General features: G+C 66.4%; 19 protein-coding genes. All 19 read left to right on the top strand.

The annotated features are described in order from the left end of the window. Positions 1–30: 30 nt before the first annotated feature. The 19 genes from ACT7DK_RS02495 (at position 31) to bufB (ending at position 22,326) form a co-directional block, all read left to right on the top strand. On the top strand, positions 31–1,998 hold the full coding sequence (locus ACT7DK_RS02495; RefSeq protein WP_445396009.1) for a sensor histidine kinase: 1,968 nt from the start codon (positions 31–33) through the stop codon (positions 1,996–1,998). Continuing rightward, positions 1,995–3,365, top strand: a complete 1,371-nt coding sequence (locus ACT7DK_RS02490) for a sigma-54-dependent transcriptional regulator (protein WP_445396007.1) — start codon at positions 1,995–1,997, stop codon at positions 3,363–3,365. The genes ACT7DK_RS02495 and ACT7DK_RS02490 overlap by 4 nt, the downstream gene beginning before the upstream one ends. 528 nt (positions 3,366–3,893) lie before the next feature. Then, positions 3,894–6,101 (top strand): TRAP transporter permease, encoded by a 2,208-nt coding sequence (locus ACT7DK_RS02485; RefSeq protein ID WP_445396005.1) that lies wholly within the window; start codon positions 3,894–3,896, stop codon positions 6,099–6,101. 10 nt (positions 6,102–6,111) lie between these two features. Further along, positions 6,112–6,561: a universal stress protein gene (locus tag ACT7DK_RS02480; RefSeq protein WP_445396003.1), complete on the top strand. Its 450-nt coding sequence runs from the start codon at positions 6,112–6,114 to the stop codon at positions 6,559–6,561. Between the two features lie 61 nt (positions 6,562–6,622). After that, positions 6,623–7,624, top strand: a complete 1,002-nt coding sequence (locus ACT7DK_RS02475; RefSeq protein ID WP_445396001.1) for a TAXI family TRAP transporter solute-binding subunit — start codon at positions 6,623–6,625, stop codon at positions 7,622–7,624. 165 nt (positions 7,625–7,789) lie between these two features. Further along, on the top strand, positions 7,790–9,649 hold the full coding sequence (locus ACT7DK_RS02470; protein WP_445395999.1) for an ATP-binding protein: 1,860 nt from the start codon (positions 7,790–7,792) through the stop codon (positions 9,647–9,649). 1 nt (position 9,650) lies between these two features. Further along, the gene (locus ACT7DK_RS02465; RefSeq protein WP_445395997.1) at positions 9,651–10,988 is read left to right on the top strand and encodes a sigma-54-dependent transcriptional regulator; all 1,338 of its coding nucleotides are present in this window, start codon (positions 9,651–9,653) and stop codon (positions 10,986–10,988) included. Positions 10,989–11,160: 172 nt separating this feature from the next. Further along, the gene (gene glpQ, locus ACT7DK_RS02460; protein WP_445395995.1) at positions 11,161–12,231 is read left to right on the top strand and encodes a glycerophosphodiester phosphodiesterase; all 1,071 of its coding nucleotides are present in this window, start codon (positions 11,161–11,163) and stop codon (positions 12,229–12,231) included. A gap of 373 nt (positions 12,232–12,604) precedes the next feature. Then, positions 12,605–13,642 carry a phosphate/phosphite/phosphonate ABC transporter substrate-binding protein gene (phnD, locus tag ACT7DK_RS02455; protein ID WP_445395993.1) on the top strand — a complete coding sequence of 346 codons (1,038 nt, stop codon included), beginning with the start codon at positions 12,605–12,607 and terminating at the stop codon, positions 13,640–13,642. A 107-nt stretch (positions 13,643–13,749) separates the two neighbouring features. Beyond that, entirely contained in the window at positions 13,750–14,511 is a 762-nt protein-coding gene (phnC, locus tag ACT7DK_RS02450) for a phosphonate ABC transporter ATP-binding protein (protein WP_445395991.1), read from the top strand. Next, positions 14,499–15,281, top strand: a complete 783-nt coding sequence (gene phnE, locus ACT7DK_RS02445; RefSeq protein WP_445395989.1) for a phosphonate ABC transporter, permease protein PhnE — start codon at positions 14,499–14,501, stop codon at positions 15,279–15,281. Before phnC ends, phnE (ACT7DK_RS02445) begins: the two co-directional genes overlap by 13 nt. Next, on the top strand, positions 15,278–16,111 hold the full coding sequence (gene phnE / locus ACT7DK_RS02440) for a phosphonate ABC transporter, permease protein PhnE (protein WP_445395987.1): 834 nt from the start codon (positions 15,278–15,280) through the stop codon (positions 16,109–16,111). Before phnE (ACT7DK_RS02445) ends, phnE (ACT7DK_RS02440) begins: the two co-directional genes overlap by 4 nt. Further along, complete coding sequence (locus ACT7DK_RS02435; protein ID WP_445395985.1) at positions 16,111–16,698, top strand: histidine phosphatase family protein; 588 nt, start codon at positions 16,111–16,113, stop codon at positions 16,696–16,698. The genes phnE (ACT7DK_RS02440) and ACT7DK_RS02435 overlap by 1 nt, the downstream gene beginning before the upstream one ends. 88 nt (positions 16,699–16,786) lie before the next feature. Then, positions 16,787–17,353 (top strand): TetR/AcrR family transcriptional regulator, encoded by a 567-nt coding sequence (locus ACT7DK_RS02430; protein ID WP_445395983.1) that lies wholly within the window; start codon positions 16,787–16,789, stop codon positions 17,351–17,353. A gap of 6 nt (positions 17,354–17,359) precedes the next feature. Next, complete coding sequence (locus tag ACT7DK_RS02425) at positions 17,360–18,358, top strand: metal-dependent hydrolase (protein ID WP_445395981.1); 999 nt, start codon at positions 17,360–17,362, stop codon at positions 18,356–18,358. A 196-nt stretch (positions 18,359–18,554) separates the two neighbouring features. Then, positions 18,555–19,568, top strand: a complete 1,014-nt coding sequence (locus ACT7DK_RS02420) for a YbaY family lipoprotein (RefSeq protein WP_445395979.1) — start codon at positions 18,555–18,557, stop codon at positions 19,566–19,568. An 88-nt stretch (positions 19,569–19,656) separates the two neighbouring features. Further along, complete coding sequence (locus ACT7DK_RS02415; protein WP_445395977.1) at positions 19,657–21,024, top strand: hypothetical protein; 1,368 nt, start codon at positions 19,657–19,659, stop codon at positions 21,022–21,024. Between the two features lie 110 nt (positions 21,025–21,134). Next, the gene (locus ACT7DK_RS02410) at positions 21,135–21,434 is read left to right on the top strand and encodes a BufA1 family periplasmic bufferin-type metallophore (RefSeq protein ID WP_445395975.1); all 300 of its coding nucleotides are present in this window, start codon (positions 21,135–21,137) and stop codon (positions 21,432–21,434) included. A gap of 16 nt (positions 21,435–21,450) precedes the next feature. Continuing rightward, entirely contained in the window at positions 21,451–22,326 is an 876-nt protein-coding gene (gene bufB, locus ACT7DK_RS02405) for an MNIO family bufferin maturase (protein WP_445395973.1), read from the top strand. Position 22,327: the final 1 nt, after the last annotated feature.

Here is a 22,327-nt window from a genome sequence, read left to right as displayed (position 1 = left end):
CCGTCTTCCCTGGGCGCATAATGGTCGGGAATGAAACGAACCTATGCCACCCTCTCCGCTGCCGGCACCGGCAGGCGAAACCTGTTGCTACTGCTGCTCTTGCTGGGCATGGCCCTGCTCGCCCACCTGCTGTACAACACCGCCCGCCAGCAGGCCATGGCCCAGATCCGTGAGCAGGCCGACGCCAACCTCAACCGCTATATCCTGAGCCTGCAGCACCAGCTCGACCGGCACAAGGATTTGCCCCGGCTGCTGGCCAGCCAGCAGCAGCTGATCGCCCTGCTGCAGGATCCGGACAATCCGCACAAAACCGACCAGGCCAATCGTTACCTGGCCTGGGTCAACAACACCATGGGCGCCACCGACAGTTACCTGATCGCCACCAACGGCATCACCCTGGCCGCCAGCAACTGGGACCAGCCCCGTCCCTTCACCGGCAACGACTACAGCTTCCGTCCCTACTTCCAGCAGGCGATGGAAGGCGGACCCGGCCGTTATTTCGCCCTGGGCAACACCTCCCGGGTGCGGGGTTACTTCTTCTCCCACCCGGTGATGCAGGGCGAAGAGATCATCGGGGTGACCGTGGTCAAGGTGGACCTGGAAGACGTGGAGGAAGACTGGAGCGACCCGCTGCAGGACATACTGGTGATGGACGAGGACGGGGTCATCTTCATCTCCACCCGCGCCCACTGGCGCTTCCGCACCCTGGGCCAGTTGCCGGAGCCCGAACAGATCCTGGCCAGCCGCCAGTACGGCAACCACACCCTGCGCCCGGTGCCGGCCCTGGCAGCAGGCCGGCCACCGGCGCTGACCGGCCTGCTGTCCGAGGAGGATGTCGCCCGCATCAGAGTCAGCCAGCGCTACGGCAGCGCGCCCCTGCTGCCCCTCGACATAGTGCGGCGGGAGGCCTCGGACCAGGGCGACCTGCTGCTCACCCTGATCGATCAGCCGCCCCAGTCCGATGGCCTGGATCCACGGCCGACCGGCCACTACCTGCTGGTCAGCCGGCTGCTGCCCGAGGCGGGCATGAGGGTGGCGGTGCTGGCCAGCCTGCGCCCGCTGGAGGCCAGCGTTTTCCGCACCCTGGCGGTGGGGCTCACCTTCTACCTGGTGGTCGCCGCCCTGGCGCTGTTCCTGGTGGCCCGGCACCGACTGAAGAAACGCTACGAGGCCGAACTGCAACGGGCCCACGGGGCCCTGGAGCTGCGGGTCGAACAGCGCACTCGCGAGCTGACCGAAGCCAACCGGCGGCTGCAGCAGGAGATGGAGCAGCACCACCAGACCCAGAACCAGCTGATCCAGACCGCGAAGCTGGCGGTGCTGGGGCAGCTTTCCGCCGGCATCAACCATGAGCTGAGCCAGCCGCTCACCGCCATCCGTCACTATGCGGACAACGGTCGCAAGCTGCTGGAGCGGGGCAAGGCCGGGTCGGTAGCCACCAACCTGGAGGAGATCGCCGGCCTGGCCGGGCGCATGGCCACCATACTGCAGCCGCTACGGGAATTCGCCCGCCAGAACGGCGATCTCAGACAGAGCGTCAACCTGCAGCACCTGCGCCAGGGAGTCATGGTGATCATGGGCAGCCAGTTGGAGCAGCAGGGCGCCCGCATCGACTGGCCCCGGGATCTGGAGCGGGTCTGGGTGTGCGGCGATATCGGCCGGCTGGAGCAGGTGCTGGTGAACCTGATCAGCAACGCCCTGCAGGCCATGGCCGGTCAGCCGTCCCCCCGCATCGAGGTGGGCCTGAGCGCCACCGACGAGGAGGTGCAGCTGACCCTGCGGGATCGTGGCCCCGGCCTGGCGGAGCACACCCTGGAACACATCTTCGAGCCGTTCTACACCACCAAGTCCGCCGGCCTGGGGCTGGGGCTGTCCATCTCCCACCGCATCGTCCAGAGCCTGGGCGGCCGGCTGGAAGCACGCAACCACCCCGACGGCGGCGCCCTCTTCACCCTGACCCTGAAACGGACCCGAGAGCACGAACAGGAGCCCCGATGAACAGCGAACACACCGTCATCCTGGTGGACGACGATCCCCATGTCCGGCTGTCGGCCGGCCAGACCCTGGAGCTGGAAGACTACCAAGTCATCGCCCTGGCCAATGCCGGGCAGGCCCTGGCCCTGATCGACCGGGATTTTGCCGGGGTGCTGATCACCGACATCAACATGCCGGGCATGACCGGGCTGGAGCTGCTGCAGCAGGTCCGGCAGGTGGACGCGGACATTCCGGTGATCCTGATCACCGGCTTCGGCGACATCTCCATGGCGGTCAGCGCCATCCGCAACGGCGCCTACGACTTTATCGAAAAACCCTTCTCCGCCGACCTGCTGCTGGACGTGGTGCACCGTGCCCAGGAGAAGCGGGCCCTGACCCTGGAAAACCGCCAGCTGCGCCAGGAGCTGCAGGCCCAGAGCGCCCCCGGCCCGCGCATCATCGGCAACACCCAGGCCATCAAGCAGCTGCGCCGGCTGGTGCAGGCGGTGGCGGAAACCCCGGCCGACGTGCTGCTGATGGGCGAAACCGGCACCGGCAAGGATCTGCTGGCCCGCTATATCCACGAGCACAGCCCGCGCCGGGAGCGCAACTTCGTGGCCATCAACTGCGGCGGCATGCCCGAGAGCCTGATCGAGTCGGAACTGTTTGGCCACGAGAAGGGTGCCTTTACCGATGCCAAGGAGCGGCGCATCGGCAAGTTCGAGCACGCCCAGGGCGGCACCCTCTTCCTCGACGAGATCGAGAGCATGCCCATCAGCCTGCAGATCAAGCTGCTGCGGGTGCTGGAAGAGCGCGCCATCGAACGGCTCGGCTCCAATACCCTGATCCCGCTCGATATTCGCATCATCGCCGCCACCAAGGCGGACCTGCGGGTGCAGGCGGAAGCCGGGGAATTCCGGGAAGACCTCTACTACCGGCTGAACGTGGTGCGCATCGACATCCCGCCGCTGCGGGCCCGGGCCCAGGACATCCCCATGCTGTTCCAGCACTTCGCCCTGCTCGCCTCCGCCCTCTACGAGCGGGAAATTCCCCCGCTCTCCGCGGAGCGAATCCACAGCCTGATGAGCCACGACTGGCCGGGCAACGTGCGCGAGCTGCGCAACCTGGCGGAACGCTACGTGCTGCTGGGCGAGGCCTGCACCTTCGACTTCGACGACAAGCCGATCCTCGACGAAGAGCCCAGCACCACCCTGGGGCTGGCCGCCCGGGTCGATCACTTCGAAAAGACCCTGATCCAGGCCGAGCTGGCCCGCCACGGCGGCTCCATCAAGGACACCCTTGAGAGTCTGCGGCTGCCGCGCAAGACCCTGTACGACAAGATGAAAAAGCACGGCCTGGACAAGAACGACTATAAGGCCGAGCAGGGCTGATCGATAATGCCCGTTACTATACCCGGCACCATTTCGTTTGCTCCCGGGCCCATGGGTGGAAATCCGCCCATGGATGCATGCCTTGCGGAATAATGGTGTCACCTCACCCGACGAGACCGCATTGAGCGAGTCGCCTTGCGCTTGCCCAGCTCCGTCTCCAGACAAACCAAGACACCATTTCCCCGGCTAATCTCCCTTTTTTCCTGCCATCTGAACGATATTTTCCCGGTTCAATCATGCGGCGATCGTGACATGGGGGGAAAAGCACCCACCATCATTCGACAAATGGCGGATTTCCACCCATTTTCATCCTATGGAAAGGGTAAAAGTTAACCACCATGTCTGCTCTTGTAGTGTGAATGTAACGCCATGGCACCATTTCAGGGCAATCACATAAAGTTGGTCTCTTTTTTGCAAATCACATGTTAACAGCAACGCCAGCCTGATCACCTTCCGGTTACAGAACGTGAACAGTGGCAGGGAAAGCCGACCGGTCCGCCAGGGCCGGAGCAAAAACAGAGGTAAACCATGTCAAACGAAGAACAGCAGCTCGACAGCCTCAGCCCCGAAGAGCGCAAGAAGCTCAAGGAGCTGATGGAAAAAGACGCCAAGACCGAGCGCAAGCTCACCGGGCCCTGGGCCTGGCTGGTGGCCGCCCTGGCCGCCGCCATGGTCGCCATTTACTTCTACGGCGCCGGGGTGGCCGCCCTCAGCACCGAGTACCACCTGGGCGTGTACGTCCTGATCACCTTCGTCCTGGTGTTCCTGCTCTACCCCGCCGGCAGCCGCACCGCCCACGGCGGCCTGTCGCTGATCAGCGCGGCCCTGCTGTCGGTGTTGGTCAGTTGCTTCCTGATCTACGACTCGCCCACCGCCTTCTACCAGCAGCTCACCCTGTTCCGGGAAACCTGGGAATACGACGGCCTGGCCACGGCCATCGCCCAGGATCTGGACAAGCTGCACTACAGCCTGTGGCTGGTGCTGCCCTTCGCCGCCGTGCTGCTGCCGCTGGATCAGTGGCTGAACAAGCGCAACCACAACAGCCCCACCGCCAGCGATGTGATACTGGCGCTGATGGTGGCCGGCACCGTCATCTACTGGATCAGCCAGTTCGAGGCACTCAACTACCGGGCCGGGGCCGAGAATGAGGTGGACATGCTGATCAGCATCGTCGGCCTGCTGCTGTCGCTCGAGATCTGCCGCCGGGTGCTGGGCTGGTCCATCACCCTGATCGGGGTGGGCATGATCGCCTTCGCCCTGTTCGGGCCCTACCTGCCGGAGCTGTTCGCCCACCGGGGCTTCCGCTTCGAGCGCCTGGCCACCGCCCTGTTCCTCACCACCAACGGGGTGTTCGGGGTCATGGCCAGCGTACTGGCCACCTACGTCATCCTGTTCATCTTCTTCGGCGCCTTCCTGCAGAAGTCCGGCGCCGGCAAGTTCTTCATCGACCTGCCCCTGGCCCTGGCCGGCCGCTCCACCGGCGGCCCGGCCAAGGTGGCGGTGATCTCCTCCGCCCTGTTCGGCTCGGTGTCCGGCTCCGCCATCGCCAACACCGTGTCCTCCGGCGCCTTCACCATCCCGATGATGAAGCGGGCGGGCTTCAAGCCCCACGTGGCCGGCGCCATCGAGCCCGCCGCCTCCATCGGCGGCATGTTCCTGCCCCCCATCATGGGTGCGGGCGGCTTCCTGATGGCCGAACTCACCGGCACCCCCTATTCCACCATCATGATCCTGTCCATCGGGCCCGCCATCCTCTACTTCCTGGCGGTGTACTGCATGGTGCACTTCGAGGCCAAGAAGCACGGCCTGGTGGGCATCCAGGGCGAGGAAATCCCCCACTGGAAGACGGTGTTCAAGGCCGGCTGGTACTACGCCCTGCCGCTGGTGATCATCACGGTGCTGCTGCTCACCGGCCGCTCCGCCGGCAACTCCGCCTTCTGGGCCACCCTGTCCTGCATCGCGGTGAGCTGGGTCAACAAGGAAACCCGCATGGGACCCAGGGAGATCTGGGATGCCATCCAGGTGGGCGCGCGCAACACCCTGATCGTGGGCGCCACCATCGGCGTGATCGGCGTCATCGTCGGCACCATCTCGCTCACCGGCATGGGCCTCAAGTTCTCCGACCTCATCATCTCCATGGCCGGTGACAGCCTGTTCCTGGCCCTGGTGCTGGTGGCCATCGCCTCCCTGGTGCTGGGCATGGGCGTGCCGGTCACCGCCGCCTACCTGATCGTCGCCGTGCTGGCGGTGCCGGCCCTGGGCGAGTTCGGGGTCTCGGCCATCGCCGCCCACATGATCGTCTACTGGCTGTCCCAGGACTCCAACATCACCCCGCCGGTGTGCGTGGCCGCCTATGCGGGCGCCGCCATCGCCGGCTCGGACCCCTGGAAGACCGGCTGGACCTCGTTCAAGTTCGCCAAGATGCTGTACGTGATGCCGCTGCTGTTCGCCTATGTGCCGGCCATGCTGCTCGACGGCACCACCCTGGAGATCATCACCGCCTTCGTCTCCGCCACCCTGGGCACCATCGCCTTCGGCGCCTTCTCCATGGGCTACCTGCGCCGCAGGACCAAGCTGTATGAATGGCTGCTGCTGGGCGCGGGCACCCTGCTGCTGTACTGGCCGACCTTCCTCTCCGATATCGCCGGCCTGGCGGTGATCGCCCTGGTGTGGTGGCTGCAGCGGGAAGGCAGCACCGCCCCAGCGGTCAAGGTCAACCACTCCAATATCAGCTGAGGAGGCCACCATGGCCCAGATTAATCTGATCGTTTACGCCACCGACTTCTCCCAAGGCTCGGCCCACGCCGCCGAGCTGGCCGGCCAGCTGACCGGGCTACACGGTGCCCGCCTGCACCTGCTGCACGTGATCACCGAGCTGCAGGACCGGCACTGGCGCGGTATTCCCGTCGGCCTGATGGAGGAGTTCGCCCGGGAGGTCAAGACCCAGGCGATGGCCGACATGCACGACTTCGTGCAGCGCTTCTTCGCCGATTTCGAAGGCGAGCTGACCACGGACGTGGTGCTGGGTCCGGCCGCCGAGGAGATCCTGGCCCAGGCCACGGCCCTCGGCGCCGACCTCATCGTGATGGGCACCCACGGCCGCAGCGGGGTGGAAAAGCTGCTGGTCGGCTCCACCACCGAGCGGCTGATCCGCAGGTCCACGATTCCCGTATTAACCGTACCCGAGCGCGGCTGAGAGGCCCGCTCCCCCTTCTCGCAGGAAGATCCCGAGAAACCATAACAAAGAGGAAACAACCATGATGTTGAAGCAACTGTTCAAACCCTCCAAGGCGCTGGCCTCCCTGACCCTGGCCGCCGTGGCCACCTTCGGCATGAACGCCGCGGCCCAGGCCCAGACCGAGCGCCTGGCCTTCTCCGGCGGCCCGGATGGCGGCACCTTCCAGTACTTCTCCAACGGCATCGCCACCCGGCTGTCGCGCACCATGGAAGGAGTGGAAGTATCCAACATGGCGTCCGCCGGCTCGGTGGAAAACCTGCGCCGGGTCAACTCCCGTGACGCCGACTTCGGCATCGTCTATTCCGGCGACATGTACCTGGGCCTGCAGGGCAAGCTGACCAACGACACCCGCCAGTACCGCAACGCCCAGGCCATCTCCTACCTGTACGGCGCCCCGGCCCACCTGATCGTGCTGGACGGCTCCGGCATCACCGACGTTTCCCAGCTGGCCGGCAAGAACGTGGCCGTGGGCCCGGCCGGCTCCGGCGCCGCCGCTTCCGCCCAGCGCTTCTTCGAAGGAGTGGGGCTGTGGGACAAGATCACGCCCCAGTACATCGGTTACAACCAGGGCGCCTCCGCCCTGGGGGATCGCCAGATCGACGCCCTCTGGGTATTCGCCGGCTTCCCCAACGCCTCGGTGATCCAGGCCGCCTCCAGCAACAAGGTGCGCCTGCTGCAGGTGAACGAGGCCGCCGAGAAGGGCACCCTGTTCAATGATCACCCCTACTACGCCACCGTCACCATTCCCGCCGGCACCTACCCGGGCGTGGACTACGACGTGGTTACCATTCAGGACTCCGCCCTCTGGGTGGCCGGCCGTCACCTGTCCGAAGACCGGGTCTACGACAGCCTGAAGGAGATCTATTCCGAAGAAGGGCTGCAGTTTATGTACTCCGTGTCCCAGGCCGCCGAGGCCATGACGGTGGAAGACGGCATCCTCGGCATCGTGACCCCGCTGCACGACGGCGCCAAGAAGTTCTGGACCGAGCAGGGCAAGACCCTGAGCAGCACCCAGCAATAACCCTTTTCAGGCTCCGTTAGCCTTTTCCACCCCGCCGCCAGGCGGGGTTTTTTATGGTGACGTGAGCAAGCTCCCGCTTTGCCCTCCCCGCTATTGGTCCGACCATCGCCCAGGCGTTATAACAATCATTCAACATCGAACCAGTTATCCAGGGGCAGGGGCACCGTGCATCCATTCAGACTCGGCATCGGCGGACGGCTGCTGCTGGCCTTTCTGCTGCTGGCGGCCATTACCCTACTGGCGGCGGGGCTCTCCTGGCGCAGCAACGGCGAGCTGGAAGCCCGTCTGCAACAGCTGCGGGAAACCAGCATAGGGGGGCTCTATGCCGCCTCCCGCCTCAACGACCAGAGCCGGCAGGTGGTGGCCATGGTGCCGCAGCTGGTCAGCGCCGAGTCCCGCGCGGAGCGGGAGCGGGCCCGCCAGGGGCTGGAACTGGCGCTGAACGGCATGGAAGACTGGATGCGCCACCTGCCGGATTACAACCGCTACTTCATCGAGATCACCGGCCAGATCCGCAACAGTATCGCCCTGCTCGACGCCACCGTGGCCCGGCGGGAACAGCTGGCCGGGGAAAGCCAGCGGCAACGCCAGCTGATCCACCCGCTCTACCGCCGGCTCGGCGACAGCCTGCTCGCCCGCCAGGCGGCCTCGCCCTCGCCGGAGCTGGCCGCCATGCTGCCCATCATCAACTACCTGGCCGCCCTGGCGGAAAAGATCGCCAACGACACCAGTTTCAACGAGCTGGACTACACCTTCCTGCGGCTGGAGCAGATGGCCGGCGAGCTGGACGGCCTGGGCCGGGATCTGCCCGACGACGAACGCCGCTCCCTGGCCCTGCTGCGGGAACTGGTGTCCCGGGAAGGGCCGCTGTTCCGGCTAAAGAACGAAGAGCTGGACCTGCGTTACCAGGAGCAGTTCCTGGTGGCCAACAGTCAGCGCCACGTGCGTCAGCTCGCCACCCAGATAGCCCACTACAGCGAGACGGCCAACCGCCAGGTGGACGACGATATCGCCCGCTCGGCCCACACCCTGGCCCGCACCAGCCACGCCACCCTGCTGTTGTCCCTGCTCAGCCTGCTGCTGGTGGCCGCTATCTCCTGGCTCTACGTCAGCCGCAACGTGCTGGCCCGCATCATCCGGCTGCAGCACGACATGCGCGCCATCGCCAGCGGCCGGCTGGACACGCCCGTCAGCACTCGCGGCCGGGATGAAGTGGCCGACATGGCCAGGGATCTGCGCCACTTCCAGCAGACGGCACTGGCGGCCGAGCAGGCCCGCCGCCGGCTGGCCCGGGAAATCGAGGACCGGCTCCATGCCGAGCGCCAGCTGCGCCTGACCCAGGAAGAGCTGATCCAGGCCGGCAAGCTCGCCGCCCTGGGCCAGCTCAGCGTGGCCATCACCCACGAGATCAACCAGCCGCTCAACGCCATGAGCATCCAGTTGCATTCGGTGGGCCGCTACCTGGCCCGCAACGAAGCGGACAAGGCCGAACAGGGCCTGGGCAAACTGCGTCAGTTGCTGGACAAGGCCGGTACCATCACCCGCCACCTGCGCAGCTTCGCCCGCAAGGCCGACGGCCAGCTGTCGCCGGTGGCCTTGGCGGCGGTGGTGGAAGCGGCGGTCGAGCTGCTGCAGCCCCGGTGGCGCGGGGTGACCCTAAGCATCGCAGGAGATGCCGACACCCTGGTGCAGGCCGAGGCCATCCGCCTGGAGCAGGTGCTGGTCAACCTGCTCGGCAACGCCCTCGACGCGTTGGAGGGGCGGCCGTCTCCCGAAGTGCGCATCCACTGGCGGCAGTACCGGGATCAGGTGCAGCTCTGCCTGGAGGACAACGGCTGCGGCATTCCCCCCGAACGGCTGGAGCAGATCTTCGACCCCTACTACACCACCAAGGCCCCGGGCAAGGGCCTGGGGCTGGGCCTGGCCATCAGCTACAACATCATGCAGGACCTGGGTGGCCAGATCCGCCTGAGCTCCATCCCCGACCGGGGCACCACCTTCAACCTGCGTTTCAACAGGGCATAACATGGAAATACTGCTGATCGACGATGAAGCCATGGTCAGGGACAGCCTGACCGAAATGCTGGAGCTCGAGGGCTTCCGGGTGCGGGCCTACGCCGATCCCCGCCGCGCCCTGGCCGAGCTGAGGCCGGGGCGCGAGGCGGTGCTGCTCACCGACGTGCGCATGCCGGGGCTGGACGGCCTCGAGCTGCTGCAACGGGTGCAGGCCAGGGACAGGGAGCTGCCGGTGATCCTGATGAGCGGCCACGGCGACATCCCCATGGCGATCCAGGCGATGAAGGAGGGCGCCTATGACTTCCTGGAAAAACCCCTGCAACCCGAGGCGCTGCTGGAGCGGTTGCACAGCGCCATGGCGCAGCGCCGACTGAGCCTGCAACCGCAGTCGTTGCCCGAGGGCGAGGATCCCCTGGCCCGCACCCTGCTCGGCCAGTCGGCCCCCATGCAGCGGCTGCGGGAGCAGATCCGGGTGCTGGCCGCGGCCCAGGTCGATACCCTGATCTACGGCGAGACCGGCACCGGCAAGGACGTGTCGGCCCGCGCCCTGCACGACGCCAGCCCGCGCCGGGACCAGCGCTTCGTGGCCATCAACTGCGGTGCCATGCCCGAACACCTGCTGGAGAGCGAGCTGTTCGGCCACGAGGCCGGGGCCTTCACCGGTGCCCAGCGCCGCCACATCGGCAAGATAGAGGTGGCCCACGGCGGCACCCTGTTCCTGGACGAGATCGAAAGCATGCCCCTGGCGGCGCAGATCCGCCTGCTGCGGGTGCTGCAGGAGCGGACCATAGAGCGGGTCGGCGGCACCACACCCATACCGGTACGGATCACGGTGATCGCCGCCAGCAAGGCGGATCTGGCCGAACTCAGCGAACAGGGCCGCTTTCGCGCCGACCTTTACTACCGGCTCAACGTGGCCTGCCTGCACCTGCCGCCGCTGCGCGAACGCAAGGAGGATCTGGCCGAGCTGTTCCGGTTCCACACCCGGCAGGCGGCGGACAAATACCAGCGGCCCCTGCCCGGCCTCAGGCCCAGCCAGCTCGCCCGCCTGGAGCAACACGACTGGCCCGGCAACGTGCGCGAGCTGCGCAACGTGGCCGAGCGCTTCGTGCTGGGGGTGGCCGGCGAAGGGCTGAACCTGGACCAGCCCGAGCCGACCTCCGACGGTGACGGCGACGCCGACTTCGAACAACAGCTCGAAGGCTACGAGCGCCGGCTGATCATGGACAGCCTGCGCCGCCACCAGGGCCAGATCAACAAGGCGGCCGAACACCTCAACCTGACCCGCAAGACCCTTTACCGCAAAATGAAGAAGTACCAGTTGGACAAATGGGACTACCGCGGCTGAGCCTCCCCGGACTTTGGGACAACCCTGTCCCAAAGTCCTCCTCGCCTGTCATCACGATTTAATAACATAATGAAATATAAAAAGAAAAAATCGTGGCATCGATTTTGCCATAGGGAGTGGGCCCAAACGGGCATTCACCTATGGACTCAATCAACGATGAAGGACTGACCTCATGACCAAACCCCTGCTGAGCGGCCTGCTGGCCACCACCCTGCTGTGCTCCCCCTGGCTGCAGGCCGAGCAGATCGTCGTGGCCCACCGGGGCGCCTCCGGCTACCTGCCGGAGCATACCCTGGCGGCCAAGGCCCTGGCCTACGCCATGAAGCCCCATTACCTGGAGCAGGACCTGGTGATGACCAAGGATGATCGCCTGGTGGTACTGCACGATCACTACCTGGACCGGGTCAGCGACGTGGCCGAACGCTTCCCCGGCCGCGCCCGGGAAGACGGCCGCTACTACGCCATCGACTTCACCCTGGACGAGATCCGTCAGCTGCAGGCCACCGAGGTGTTCAACCAGGACGAAGACGGCAAACAGAGCGCCGTCTATCCCGGGCGTTTCCCCCTGTGGCAGTCCAGCTTTCGCATTCCCACCTTCGAGGAGGAAATCGAGCTGATCCAGGGCCTCAACAAGAGCCTCGGCTACGACATCGGCATCTACCCGGAGATCAAGGCGCCCTGGCTGCACCACCAGCACGGCAAGGACATCGCCCGCGCCACCCTGGAGGTGCTCAAGCGCTACGGCTACACCGGGCGGGACAGCAAGGTCTACCTGCAGACCTTCGACTACAACGAACTCAAGCGCATCAAGGAGCAGTTGCTGCCGGAATACGGCATGGACATCAAGCTGGTGATGCTGCTGGCCCATACCGACTGGAACGAAACCTTCGAGCAGGACGACCAGGGCCAGTGGATCCCCTATGACTACGACTGGCTGTTCAAGCCCGACGCCATGGCCACCCTGGCCCGCCACGCGGACGGTATCGGCCCCTGGATGCCGATGGTGGTGGCCGACGGCTCCACCCCCGGCAACATCGAGCTGACCGGCCTGGCGGCCCGGGCCCGGGAAGCCGGTCTGGAAGTACATCCCTACACCCTGCGCCTGGACCAAGGCCGGCTGCCCGCCTACGCCGAAAACTTCGAGCAGTTGCTCGACGTCTTCTACAACCAGGCCAGGGTGGACGGGGTCTTTACCGACTTCCCCGACAGGGCCGTCGCCTTTTTGGAACGGCAGGCGAAGTGACCCCTGTGATAGTTGTTGTCCATCACACGATTGACAACTCGCCTGCCACGGCATTGGGGGGCTGCGTTGTCTGTCACTCCCGCGAAGGCGGGAGCCCAGTGCCGTCTGACATGGACCTCCGCCTTCGCGGAGGTGACGGGGATTGATGGCCGCGACTCGTAGCGGGATCCCGGTCGCGGCAAGGGACAGCCCTGTCCCTTTTTAACAAAACCGGCGGGACAGGGATGTCCCAAAGCCGGTTATCAAACCAAAAATGAAAAGTTAATTCATTGAAAATAAAAGATTAAAAACATTGGCACCCATATTGCCTTAAGGAAAGGGCAACACCGGGCACCGCCCATACGGAATAATCGACAAGATAAGGACGAAAACCATGACCAAAAACCTGCTCACCGGCCTGCTGGCCTCCGCCCTGCTCGGCTTCGGCGTCGCCGCCCAGGCCCAGGACTGCCCCCGCGGCGTGCTCGACGACATGTACTGCGACAGCAACGGCGACATGGTGGCCGACACCCCCGCCGATCCCAAGCAGTGGAAGGATCCGGGCACCCTGGTGTTCACCTATACCCCGGTGGAGGATCCCGCCGTCTACCGCGATGCCTTCGCCGACTTCCAGAACTACCTGGCGGAAAAAACCGGCAAGAAGGTGATCTACTACTCGGTGCACTCCAACTCGGCCCAGGTCGAGGCCATGCGCTCCGGCCGGCTGCATATCGCCGGCTTCTCCACCGGCCCCACCGGCTACGCGGTCAACCTGGCCGGCTATGTGCCCATCGCCGTCAAGGGCACCGAGGAAGCCTTCCAGGGCTACAACCTGGTGATGCTGGTACGCGCCGACAGCGACATCCAGACCATGGACGACGTGAAAGGCAAGACAGTGGCCCACACCGCCGTGTCCTCCAACTCCGGCAACCTGGCGCCCCGCGCCCTGTTCCCGCTGATCGGCCTGACCCCGGACGAAGACTACAAGGTGGTCTATTCCGGCAAACACGACCAGTCGGTAATGGGCGTGCTGTCCGGCGACTACGACGCCGCCCCCGTGGCCTCCGACGTCTACGACCGCATGGTCGAGGCCGGCCGGGTCAAGGGCGAGGACTTCCGCACCATCTACACCAGCGCCCGTTTCCCCACCTCCGCCTTCGGCTATGCCCACGATCTGCACCCGGATCTGGTGGCCAGGATCAAGGACGCCTTCGACAGCTACCGCTTCCCGGCCGAGATGCAGGAGACCTTCGGCGGCGCCGATCGCTTCTACCCCATCACCTACAAGGAAGACTGGCAGATCATCCGCGACATCGCCCACGCCACCGGCACCGCCTACACCAAGAACGGCCTGCAGCAACTGGCGGAGAAGGAAGCCGCCGAAGCCGCCAAGCAACGGGCCGAAGCCCTGGCGCAACAGGCCCAACAGTAACCGCCATCCCGTTTAACCCATAACGGCGTTACCACGGCTGTGCCTGCGGGCACAGCCTGCGGACAGCCATTGCCCGAACAACCCGATAATCAGCAAGGAAGAACGCGATGACCACCTCCTATCTGCAGATCAAGCAGCTCAGCCACGCCTACACCCCGGGCAAGCCGATACTGCGCCAGATCGACATCGACATCACCGAACCCGGCATCATCGCCATCATAGGTCCCTCCGGCACCGGCAAGAGCACCCTGCTGCGCTGCATCAACCGGCTGATCACCCCGAGCCAGGGCCAGATCCTGTTCCGGCAGGCGGATCTGGCGGCAGCTAGGGGCAAGGAGCTGCGCCGGCTGCGCCGCCATATCGGCATGGTGTTCCAGGAATACAACCTGGTGGAGCGGCTGACGGTACTGGAAAACGTGCTCACCGGCCGACTCGGCTACATGAGCGCCTGGCAGGCCTGGCGCAGAAACTTCGCCCGGGAGGATCTGGCGCGGGCCTTCGAGCTGCTGGAGCAAGTGGGCCTGGCCGACTTCGCCATGCAGCGGGCCGACAGCCTGTCCGGCGGCCAGCGCCAGCGGGTGGGCATCGCCCGCGCCCTGATGCAGGCCCCCTATATCCTGCTGGCGGACGAGCCCACCTCGTCGCTCGATCCCAAGACGGCGGTGGAGATCATGGAGCTGATGGACACCCTGGCCGCCAGCCAGGGCATTCCCACCCTGGTCAATATCCACGACGTCAAGCTGGCCCAGCGCTTCGCCCGGCGCATGATCGGCATGAGCGGCGGCCAGGTGGTGTACGACGGCGATCCCGCCGGTATCACCGACGCCCATCTCAAGCAGATCTACGGGGGGGAATCATGGCTGGTGTAACCCGATCCAACCCCTTCCGGCAAAGCTGGGCCCTCCGCTTCGGCTGGCTGGCCCTGGCCGCCTACGTGGTGTACGGTGTCGGCGCCATGGATCTCAACTGGGCCCGTTTCCTCGAGGGGCTGGGCCACGGCAGCCGCCTGCTGGGCCGCATGTTCCCGCCCAACTTCGACCGCTGGGAAATCCTGCTGCACGATCTGCTCGAAAGCCTGCAAATCGCGGTGATCGCCAGCGTGGCCGGCATCTTCATTTCCCTGTTCGTGGGCCTGTTCGCCGCCCGCAACCTGATGCCCGCCCTGGTAAGCTCGCCGGCACGGATACTGATCGCCGTGTGCCGCACCTTCCACCCGGTGATCATCGCCATCCTCTTCGTCAAGGCGGTGGGTTTCGGCGCCCTGGCCGGCATCCTCACCCTGGTGGTGGCCTCGGTGGGCTTTATCGCCAAGCTGTTCGCCGAGGCCATAGAGGAGATCTCGCTCAAACAGGTGGAAGCCATCCGCGCCACCGGCGCCGGCTTCGTCAGCGTCATCCTGTTCGCGGTACTGCCCCAGGTGTTTTCCCGCTTTATCGGCTTTTCCACTTACCAGCTCGACTCCAACCTGCGCAACTCCACCATGGTCGGCCTGGTCGGCGCCGGCGGCCTGGGCGGCACCCTGTTCGCCGCCTTCCAGCGCTTCGACTACGACTTCGTCACCGCCATCCTGCTCACCATCATCGCCCTGATCCTGGTGGGCGAGGCCCTGTCCAACGCGGTTCGGAGGATCTTCCAATGAGCAGCCACACCCCGTCGATGGAGCAATCGCCCATGTCCCAGTCCCAACGTCACTGGCAGCGCTTCACCCCGCTGCAGCGCCTTAGCCGCTATCTGGTCTACCTGGTGGTGGTGGCCGCCTTCCTGGTGTCGGTGCGCACCGTGGAGGTGATCCCCGAGTTCCTGTTCGACGCCCCGGCCCAGATGGCGGACATGTTCGCCCGCATGTGGCCGCTGGAATGGGCCGCCTACCCGACCACCATCCATGCGGCCCTGATGGAGACCCTGCACATCGCCACCCTGGGCACCCTGCTGTGCCTGCTGCTGGCGGTGCCGCTGGCGCTGCTCAACGCCCGCAACGTGGTGGCCTCGCCCTGGCTGAACTGGCTGGCCCGCTTCTTCCTGGTCTCTTCCCGCTCGGTCAACTCCCTGGTATGGGCGCTGCTGTTCGTGGCGGTGTTCGGCCCTGGGGTGATCGCCGGGGTGCTGGCGGTGGCCCTGCGCTCGGTGGGCTTCGTCGGCAAGCTGCTGGCCGAGGCCATCGAGGAGATCAACATGGGCTCCATCGAGGCGCTGCGCGCCACCGGCGCCTCCACCGCCAGCGTGCTGCTCAAGGGCTACTGGCCCCAGGTGATGCCGGCCTTCTTCAGCATAGTGCTGTTCCGCTGGGACATTAACGTGCGCGAGTCGGCGGTGCTGGGGCTGGTGGGCGCCGGCGGCATAGGGGTGGTGCTGAGCGACGCCATGAACCTGTTCATGTGGGAACGAGTGGCAACGGTACTGGTGAGCATACTGGTGGTGGTGCTGCTGGCCGAATGGCTGGTGGTACAGATTCGCAAGAGGTTGCTGTAATGACCCTGAACAATCGCTATCTGGTGCTGCGCCACGGCCACAGCCTGGCCAACCAGGCCCATCTCATCATCAGCCATCCCAGGCAGGGCGAGGCCGGCTACGGCCTCTCCCCCCAGGGTCGGCAACAGGTGGCCTGCACCCTGGCGAACTGGCCCTTTCCCCGGCCGGATCGCATCCTCAGCTCGCCCTTCGCCCGCGCCCGGGAAACCGCCGAGTTGGCCGCCGCCCGCTTCCTCTGTCCCCTGAACGAGGACGCCGCCCTGCGCGAGCGCTTCTTCGGCGCGCTGGACGGCGGCCCGGACCTGCGCTACCCGGACGTGTGGCAGCAGGACGAGCTGAGCCCGGATCACCATTACGCCGGGGTCGAAAGCCTGAACCAGGTGGCCGAACGCGGCTGGCGGCTGATCGCGCAGCTGGAGCAGCAACACCGGGACCAGACCCTGCTGCTGGTGAGCCACGGCGATACCCTGCAAATCCTGCTGAGCCTGGCCCAGGGGCTGCCCCTGGGCCGCCACCGGGAGCTCAAGCCCCTGGCCACCGCCGAGGTGCGGGAGCTCAACCTGGATCCGCAGGCCGCCCTGCCCTGAGCCCCATCGGCCGCTCCGTTGTCCTCCCAAAGAGGACGTGCCGGGCGGCTATACTGTAGGCAGTTGCCACCCTAACGCGGACACGCCCATGTCGACCTTTTCCGCCGAGCACGACGCCATTCTCGACGCCGCCCTGCACCTCGCCCTGCACGGCTCCTGGGAAGCCTTCAGCCTGCAGGCGCTGGCCGACGCCAGGGAACTGAGCCTGGCCGAGATCGCCCGCCATTTCCGCTCCAAGGACGACCTGGCCGAGGCCCTGTTCGACCGGGCCGACGCCGCCATGCTGGGCCTGCCCCCGGACGAGGACGAAGCCCTGGCGGAGCGGTTGCTGATCCGCATCATGGCCTGGCTGGACTACCTGGCGCCCTACCGGCCGCTGGTAAGGGACATGCTGGCCTACAAGCTGGAGCCGGGCCACTTCCACCTGCAGGCCCACGGCATCACCCGGGTCAGCCGCACCGTGCAGTGGTTCATCGAGGCCGCCCAGTGGCGGCCGACCGGCCTCGGCCGCATCCTGGGGGAGCTCACCCTCACCTCCATCTACCTCACCGCCGTCGCCAGCTTCCTGGTGGACGGCAGCGACAACCTCAACACCACCCGCACCCTGCTGCGCGGCCTGCTCGAACGGTTTACCCGGCTCTGCCCCCGGTGCTGAGCGGCCATGGACGGCCTGACCCACGCCCTGCTCGGCGCCACCCTGGCACAACTGCCCTCACCGCGTCGCTGCCCCCTGGGCCCTGGCCAGCGGCTGGGAGTGGGCGCCCTGGGCGGCCTCTTCCCCGACATCGACTACGCGCTCTTCCCCCGGTGGCCGCTGGAGTTCCTCGCCTACTGGCACCAGGGGCCGACCCACTCCCTGCTGCTGGCGCCGCTCTGGGCCGGCCTGCTGGCCCTGGTGCTGCGGCTGCACCCGGCCCTGCGTGCCCGGTGCCGCGAGCTGTTCCTGCTCCTGTTTATCGGCATCCTCTCCCACGACCTGCTCGATGCCCTCACCGGTTACGGCACCCAGTTGCTCTCCCCCCTGAGCGCGGTCCGCTTCAGCGCCGACCTGCTGTTCGTGATCGACGGCTACTTCACCCTGCTGCTGGGCCTTTGCCTGGCGGTGCTGTACCGGCGGCCGGGGCGGCGAGTCGTCCTGCTGCCGCCACTCGCCTACCTGGGCCTGCTGTTCGGACTCAAGCAACTGGCCCTCTACCAGGGCGGCGCGCCCGTGGCCATTCCCCAGCCCTTTTCCCCCCTGTACTGGCAGTTGATCGACCCCCACCGGCAACGGTCGCTCTACCTGCGGCTGGCGCCGGATCCCGTCGCCGTCCTGGTCTCCTCCCGGCTCGGCTACCCCGGCTGGCAACAGGGCTACCAGGCCGGACCCGGAGCCCGCTGGCAGCCCTATGGCCCGAGCAGCGCCGACCCGGACTGGCAGGCGGAGGTGGCGCAGGCCTGGCGGCACCCGGCGTTGCGGCCCTTTCGCGACTTCGCCCGCTATCCCTACCTGTACCGGCTGGAACGGCATGAGGCCGAACGCTGTGTCTGGTTCAGCGATCTGCGCTACGACTGGCCCGCCCTGCCGGCCAGCTTCCGCTACGGCCTGTGTCACCGGGCCGGCGGCGACTGGCGGCTGTACCGGATGCGCTACCTGAGCGAGCGGCGCCAGCGGCTGTAGGCGTTGCGGGTCAGAAGCTGGCGGTGGCGATCCTCCCCCGGCCTCTTCCCGGTGAAAGCGGCCCCCGCCGCCATGGACAAGGGGGCCGGTTTGGGACTAGATTTTAACGGTCAAACAGATACGCGACGCCCAGGGAAGGAGCCCGCCCACCGTCATGGTCCGGCAGGAGCGTCCTTTTTCAACACGGGAACACCATATGTACACCTTACGCCTGGCGCCCCTGGCGCTGTTGTTTGCCCTCGCCCTGACCGGCTGCTCGGAAGAGCAGGCCACCGATCCCCAGGCCGACACGGCCAGCCTCTCCGGCAACCTCGTCTATCTGCCGCGCATCGCCCTGCCGGACGATGCCCGGGTCACCGTCATGCTGCAGGACGTCAGCCTGGCCGACGCCCCCGCCGAGACCCTGGCGGAGCAGAGCTTCGCCACCGAAGGCAAACAGGTGCCGCTGCCCTTCCGCCTGGAATACGATGCCGCCGCCATCGACGAGGCCCACCGCTACGCGGTGCGCGGCGAGATCCGCGATGCCGGCGGCACCCTGCTGTGGACCACCACCGAGCACCACGGCGTGCTGACCCAGGACCAGCCGGACGACAACATCGAGCTCCGCCTGGAACGGGTGGAAGCGCCCCCGGCCGGCCCCGCCACCATGGTGTACCGCTGCACCCCGGCACAGGGCGAACCCTTCGAGTTCGTGGTCCAGTACCATGACGGCCGGCTCGGCCTCTGGCTGCCGGACAGCTTCGAACTGCCCTACCAGGAGCTGCCCCAGGTCGTTTCCGCCAGCGGTGCCCGCTTCGAGAACGAGCAGGCGCGGGTGTGGAACAAGGGCGACACCGCGCTGCTGGAAGTGGGCGGGCGGAGCTACCCGGATTGCCTCGAGGACAGGGCCGCCGGCCTGCGCGAAGACGCCCGCCTGCGCGGCGTGACCCTGCGGGCCACCGGCAACGAGCCCGGCTGGCTGCTGGAAGTGAGCGCCGGCCAGCAGATCCGCTTCAGCTACAACTACGGCGAGAACCAGCTGCTGCTGCCGACACCCGAAGCCCTGCCGAACGACGCCGGCTACCGGGCGGCCAGCGCCGACCACCGGATCGAGGTCAGCGTCAGCCAGGAAGACTGCCAGGACGACATGAGCGGCGAGGCATTCCCCTACCGGGTGCTGGTCACCCTCGACGGCCAGCCATACCGCGGCTGCGGCAGCCGGCTGGACTGATGTCCCGCCCGGGCCGTCCGGCACGGCCCGGGCAAGCCTCGTCAAAATAAGTTAACATCTTGTCATTACTCGCCTTTCTGGTAGCCCCGTGATCACCGTTGAGCGCAAAGACGGCTTTTCCCTGAAGATTTCCCGCATCCTGCGGGAGGCCACCGAGCACAGGCTGGATCTCTACCTCTTCATTCCCGGCGAGCTCGGGCTCAACAGCCATGTGGTGCCGGAAGAGGAGTTCTATCACGGCGCCATCCACGTCAAGCGCACCTACTTCAGCGATCGCCAGCACCTGCCCCTGGTGCACAGCCGCCTGGCCCGCCGGGGCAGGCTCACCGCCGAGCAGTACCGGCTCAGCCTCAGCCTCTACGCCTACCAGTACGTGGTGGGTCTGGAGCAGTCCTGCCACGAGCTGCGCAACGGCAAGGACGCGGCCGGCCGGGAAGAGGTGGAGGAGGTCATCGCCCTGGCCGAAGACATACTGCGGCGGCTGCGGCGCAACGTGCCGGCGGACGAGAGCCTGCTCAAGTATTACGCCAACATCGACAACTACCTGTCCTGGTTCACCGAGCAGCGGCTGCTGTCGCTGGTGGCCCACCTGCCCCGCAACGACGACTACAAGCTGCTCAAGCCCCGCCTGCTGGATGCCTGCGGCGCCGAGCGGCGCCACCGGGACGCCCGGCAGTACAATGCCAGCCACGACAGCGAGGCGCTGTCGCGCCTGTCCAACAAGATGCGGTTGCTGCGAAGGCTGATCGAATACCCGGTGACCCTCAAGGAGCAGACCCGGGAGCTGGGCGGCGGCGAGCAGAAGCTGCTCAAGGCCGCGGTCACCGCCGTGGTGATGACCTCGGTATCGCTCGCCGCCTATGAGGTGCGCGAAACCCTGGGCGGCATCTCGCTGATGGTGATCTTCGTCCTGGCCCTGCTCTACGCCCTGCGGGAGATCTTCAAGGAGGATCTGCGCGCCACCCTCTGGCGCTGGCTGCGCAAGGGCCGGCCCAAGTGGCGGCGACGGTACTTCGACGTGCACAGTAATCAACTGGTCGGGCGCCAGCTGGAATGGTTCGACTACCAGTCTCCCTCCCGCCTCGACGCCGCCATCAAGGCCGCCCGCCGGGCCAACATCAGCCAGCGGGAGGAGGTGATCATGCACTACGGCAGCCACTCGCGCATGCTGCCCACCCGCTTCCTCAGCGGCTACGAGCAGACCCGGGAAGTGCTGCAACTCGACCTGGCCCTGCTCGCCCGGCTGATGGAAAAGGGCGCCCATCACGTCTACCAACTCAAGGACAACCAGGTCAGTCGCCAGCCGGTGGAGAAACGCTACCTGATCAACCTGGTCACACGCGAGGTGCAGGGCCAGAATCCGCCGCTGATCCAGCGCTGGAAGGTGGTGATGAGCCGCTCGAAAATCGTGGAAGTCGAAGAAATCCCCCAGCCCGGCCACGCGCCCGCCCAATAATTTCCGATATTTTTGTAAGAACCCCGTCTCCGCTTGCGTCTACTCTTCAGATGACGGCAATCACGCCACATCTTTTTGCCATACACCGACCGTTCAGAAGGAAGCGCAACATGAACAAAGCAACCACCGCCACCGCCCTCGCCTTTGCCCTGGGTACCGCCCTCTCCGCCGCCAGCGTGCCGGCACTGGCCCAGGACGGCGCCGAAACCGAAAAATGCTACGGCGTCGCCCTCAAGGGCCAGAACGACTGCGCCGCCGGACCCGGCACCACCTGCGCCGGCACCTCCAAGGTGGATTACCAGGGCAATGCCTGGAAACTGGTGCCCGCCGGCACCTGCCTGGAAACCGCCTCGCCCACCTCGCCCACCGGCTACGGCCAGCTCGAGGCCTTCGAAGAAACCAAGGCCTGAGCCAATGGGAGGCACCATGACACCGACATCGCCTCGGGGCCGGGATGCCGGTGCCTCCCGCCTGCCGGCCGGCGTCGGGCTGGGACTCAAGCTCCAGCACGCCGACACCATACTGGCCGAGCGCCCTCCCCTGGCCTTTTTCGAGGTTCACGCCGAAAACTACATGGTGGCCGGCGGCCCGCGCCACCATTACCTGGAACGGATCCGCGCCCGCTACCCGCTCTCCATCCACGGCGTGGGCATGTCGATCGGCGGGGAAGAGGCCCTCGACCGTGAGCACCTGGCCCGGCTGGCGCGGCTGGTGGCGCGCTACCAGCCCGAGGCGGTGTCGGAGCACCTGGCCTGGACCGGCCACGGCGGCCACTTCGCCAACGACCTGCTGCCCCTGGCCTACACCCCGGCCTCGCTGCAACGGGTGTGCGACCATATCGGGCAGATCCAGGACTGCCTGCGACGCCCCATCCTGCTGGAAAACCCCGCCACCTACCTGACCCTTGCCGACTCCAGCCTGGAGGAGGCCGATTTTATTAACCAGGCGGTGCGCATCAGCGGCTGCGGCCTGCTGCTGGACCTGAACAACGTCTACGTGTCGGCGGTCAACCACGGCCACGACGCCCTCGCCTATATCGCGGCCCTGCCGCTGGAGCGGGTCGGCGAACTGCACCTGGCCGGCTTCGACGAACAATGGGACGACGCCGGCGCCCGGCTGCTGATCGACAGCCACGGCGCCCCCATCGCCGAACCGGTGTGGGCGCTCTATCGCCGTCTGCTCGCGCGCACGGGGCCGCTGCCCACCCTGATCGAGCGGGACAACCAGATCCCCGCCTTCGCGGAGCTGCTGGTCGAAGCCCGCCGGGCCGAGGCCCTGCTGACCGCCCCCATGGAGTCCTGAA

The organism is Zobellella sp. An-6 (assembly GCF_052487945.1).
Note: the sequence above shows the minus strand (reverse complement) of the source record. Positions and strands in the feature narration are given on the sequence as shown.